The 710-nt window shown below is 63.2% G+C and carries 1 protein-coding gene; it reads right to left on the bottom strand.

Annotated features, from left to right (window positions below; genetic code table 11):
* A partial coding sequence (locus ACG74X_RS21305; RefSeq protein ID WP_411237325.1) for a bacteriophage T4 gp5 trimerisation domain-containing protein occupies nucleotides 1-650 on the bottom strand: 650 nt, incomplete at its 3' end.
* Between the last annotated feature and the right edge of the window lie 60 nt (nucleotides 651-710).

Genomic DNA, 710 nt, shown 5'->3' with positions numbered 1-710 from the left:
TTGTATTTCCCGACGCTTTCCAGCGAACTCGCACCCACATTGGTGATCTTGCTGGTGCCAACCTGTTCCACCCGCGCCACGCCGATGGTGTCGGATTTGAAACTGCCGACGATGGTGTTCATCACTCCGGGCATCGGAAACAGACCTGCCGCCGCCGACCCCACCCCGGACCCGGCATCGCCAAGCGCACGGCCTGCGTCGGGCCGGTTGCTGCTGCCGCCGACGACACCGGCACGGCTGGCCAGCCCGCTCATATCGAGAAACCCAAGCGCCGAACTGGCCACTGTTCCCGCAAATGCGCCCAAGGCCGGTGTGTCGCTTCCCGCAACCTCGCCTGCCTGTTTCAACAATCCTGCCGTATGCCCGGCAAGACCCTGCACCGCCGCCATCAGGGCAAGGGCAGACGCCCCGGTGCCGCCGACAACGGTGTTCATCGACCCGCCAATTTCGTGTTTCTGGTTCCGGCCAACCTCGACGGTGCGGTTCTCGCCGATGGCAGAGACTTCGTGGCGGTCGATGCGCTTGGTGCGGTCGTTCAGAACGCGCGTCGTTTGATCCTTCTGGGCGTGGAAGAACATGTTTTCGCCGCCGGTCGCATCTTCAAAGCTGATCTCGTTAAAGCCCTCGGCCTTGTGCGTCTGGGTGCGCATGACGGACTTGGTTTTGTGCTCAGGCAGTGGGTACGGCACCTTCTGCCGCTCGTTCGGCAC

The organism is Marivita sp. S0852, assembly GCF_046591575.1.
Lineage (GTDB): Bacteria > Pseudomonadota > Alphaproteobacteria > Rhodobacterales > Rhodobacteraceae > Marivita.
Note: the sequence above shows the minus strand (reverse complement) of the source record. Positions and strands in the feature narration are given on the sequence as shown.